Annotated in this window: 3 protein-coding genes and 1 pseudogene; 2 read left to right on the top strand and 2 right to left on the bottom strand. The window is 65.2% G+C overall.

All coding sequences use genetic code 11. From position 1 onward, the window contains the following. Positions 1–172: 172 nt before the first annotated feature. The gene (betI, locus tag EOA75_RS31265; RefSeq protein WP_127216670.1) at positions 173–784 is read right to left on the bottom strand and encodes a transcriptional regulator BetI; all 612 of its coding nucleotides are present in this window, start codon (positions 782–784) and stop codon (positions 173–175) included. 108 nt (positions 785–892) lie between these two features. Between betI and choX the strand changes: the two genes are divergently transcribed. Both choX and EOA75_RS31255 read left to right on the top strand, forming a co-directional pair. Beyond that, on the top strand, positions 893–1,831 hold the full coding sequence (gene choX / locus EOA75_RS31260; protein WP_067001126.1) for a choline ABC transporter substrate-binding protein: 939 nt from the start codon (positions 893–895) through the stop codon (positions 1,829–1,831). Continuing rightward, positions 1,828–2,664, top strand: a complete 837-nt coding sequence (locus EOA75_RS31255) for an alpha/beta hydrolase (RefSeq protein WP_067324826.1) — start codon at positions 1,828–1,830, stop codon at positions 2,662–2,664. The genes choX and EOA75_RS31255 overlap by 4 nt, the downstream gene beginning before the upstream one ends. On the opposite strand, the pseudogene EOA75_RS31250 reads toward EOA75_RS31255, so the two are convergent. Further along, positions 2,665–2,986 (bottom strand): annotated as a pseudogene (locus EOA75_RS31250) (NIPSNAP family protein); the annotation flags it as partial.

The following is a 2,986-nucleotide window of genomic DNA, read 5'->3' as shown; positions in this document are numbered from 1 at the left end:
GCTCGGCATCTACTGGGCCCCAATCTCGATTCCCTCGCCGGCTGGCAGGATGTACTGGCACGCCCGCCATGACGACGAGGCGCCGCATCGCTGGATCCGCGAGCAGATCCTGGTGGAAGTCGAGGCGCTCGGCTTCCGCAACCTGGAGGATGAGGTCGGGGAGTAGACTCTGTTATCCGGCCGCCAGGCCGATGGCCGCGGGCTGGCGCAGCGCGAGCCGCCCCGCGACATAGTCCTTGACCTGGCGGACCGCCTGCGCGCGCGACACGCTGCCCGGCTGCAGGCCAAGCCTGAGCCACAGCCCGTCGATCAGAGCGGTGACGCCGAGTACGATCTCCGCGGCCAACTCCGGCGATGCGAGGCCGCGCAGGCCGGACAACAGGTTCGAGCGCATGCGCGCGTGGATCACTCGCTGGATGCGCGCCAGCTTCTCGTCGCGCGGCACCTCGGCGCAGAGCGACAGCCAGGCGTGACAGAGCGGCGGCAGGAACAAATGCTCCTCGAAATTGCCCTCGATCACCGCGTCCAGCCGCTCGATCGGCGTTCGCGCGCGCTTGAGCCGCGCCACCACCGCGTTGCACAGCACTGCATTGGCCTCGCGCATCGCGTGCTCGAACAATTCCTGCTTGTTGCGGAAATAGTGCAGCACGATGCCCTTCGAGGCGCCGGCCTGGGCCGCGACCTTTTCCAAGGTGGCGCCGGCAATGCCCTCGCGCTCGAGCACCGCAAAGGCCGCTTGCCGCAACTCCTTGCGGCGTATGTCGCTGAGACGTGTGAGCTTCACCGGATCGATCCATGTTTGCGAATCCATGTTGACATTTTCGCCCGCTCAGATCAATCATTGACCACTGGGACAATAACATGACCAAATGGTCAACAGAGGAGAACCGGAATGGTGCGCTTGCTTGCGAATGGCGTCTGTCTCGCTGCCTTGATGGTGGCCGCTCAAACCGTTCAGGCGGCCGAGGCGGAGGAATGTAAGGTGGTGCGAATGGCCGAGCCCGGCTGGAACGATCTCGCCTTCACGACGGGCGTGGCCAAGGTCCTGCTCCAGGCGCTCGGCTATGAGCCGCAGAGCGACGTGCTTGGCATCAACGTCATCTACGAAGGCATGAAGAACAAAGACCTCGACCTGTTCCTCGGCTACTGGGATCCGGCGATGGTCACTTATTACGAGCCTTACAGGAAGGACGGCTCGATCGAGAATGTGCGGGTCAATCTGGTCGGCGCCAAATACACCTTCGCCGTGCCGACCTACGTCTGGGAAGCCGGCGTCAAGGATCTCTCCGACCTGCACAAATTCGCCGACAAGTTCGGGAAGAAGATGTACGGCATCGAGCCCGGCTCGAACCAGCTGATGATGGATGCTATCGCCGATCCTCAGTTCCAGCTCGACGGCTGGCAGGTGGTCGAATCGAGCGAAGCCGGCATGCTCTCGGAGGTCGGCTACGAGATCAAGGAGAAGCAGTTCATCGTCTTCCAGGGCTGGGCGCCCCATCCGATGAACACGATGTACGACTTCAAGTATCTGACCGGCGGCGACAAGTTCTTCGGCCCGAATTTCGGCGCCGCGACGGTGACGACCCAGGTGCGCAAGGGATTCCTGCAGGAGTGCCCGAACGTGGCGCAGTTCCTGAAGAACCTTGCCTTCGACATCGATCTGGAAAATGTCGGCATGGGCTACCTCATCAATGACGGCATGAAGCCGGAGGAAGCGGCGCTTAAGTCGATCACGCTCAACAAGGATCGTGTCGACGCCTGGCTTGCCGGCGTCACCACCTTCGACGGCAAGCCCGGCCTCGCCGCGGTCAAGGAAAAGCTTGGACTGTGAGGCCCGCGGCATTGGATCTGTCGGGACAGGGGGGCGAGCAGGACGCCTGGGCCGGCCGCAAGCGATTCGTCGATGTCGGTGGCCTCGACCTCGCCTATGTCGAGGTCGCCGGCTCGGAACCGCCGCTCGTCCTGGTGCACGGCTTCACCGACACCAGCCGCAGTTTCTCGTTGCTGGCGCCGCATCTTTCCGCGCGGCGGCTGGTCATGCCGGACCTGCGCGGCCATGGCGCCTCGCAGGCGGGCAGGGGCTTTGGCATCGCCGATTTCGCCGACGATGTCGCCGGGCTGATCCGCAACCTGCGGCTCGCCCGGCCGGTCGTTCTCGGCCATTCGCTGGGTGGCATGGTCGCCATGCAGGTGGCCGCGCGGCATCCGGAACTGGTCGGCGGGCTGGTCATCCTGGCCGGGGCGCTGAAGGCAGATTTCGCGCCGGACCATCCGTTGGTTGACGGCGTGGCGGAACTGCGCGACCCGATCTCGCCGACTGATCCGTTCTACGACTGGTGGCACGCCTGCGGGTCCGGCGTGCCGCGGGCCCTTCTTGCCGGCCTGGCGGCGGACGCTTCGGCGATGCCGGCGGCGCGCTGGCGCGCCATTCTCGAAGAAATCCGCCGCACGGATCTGACCGCGGCGGCGCGGGCTGTGCGGGTCCGGACGTTGATCATTGCCGGCGCCTGCGATCCCCTCTTCGGCCAAGCGCACCAGGAGGCTTTGGCCGAGGCGCTTGCCGGATCGCGTCTCGTCTGGGCGCAGGACTGCGGCCACAATCCGCACTGGGAAGACCCGGCCTTCGTCGCCAAGGCAATAGCCGACGTGCTGCCAGCCGAGTGACTACCGCAACAGCGATCGGGCCGTCGGCGTGAGGCGCAACGTCTCTGCCGGCTGCGTCGAAGCAGCCTGCATGGTTTGGCGAACCGCCTGCCATGCCGGAGAAGCGCCAAGGCCGGACCGATAGTTCGCATGGGCGTCGCCATCGTCGAAACCGATGACTGCGATGAAGACATTTTCGCCGGCTCGCACCGGCAGCCGCGAAAAAGTGTTTTCGGCATGCTCGCTGACGAAGGCGCCGAGCAGCCGGCCCCCGCTGGCCGTCAGTTGCGGAACCATTTCCGCCCGGAAACGCTCGGCAAAGCCGGTTTCCATGCCGTGGCGC

This window comes from Mesorhizobium sp. M1A.F.Ca.IN.022.07.1.1 (genome assembly GCF_003997575.1).
Taxonomy (GTDB): Bacteria; Pseudomonadota; Alphaproteobacteria; order Rhizobiales; family Rhizobiaceae; genus Mesorhizobium.
The sequence above is the reverse complement of the archived record's forward strand: the minus strand, read 5'-3'. Positions and strand labels throughout refer to the sequence as shown.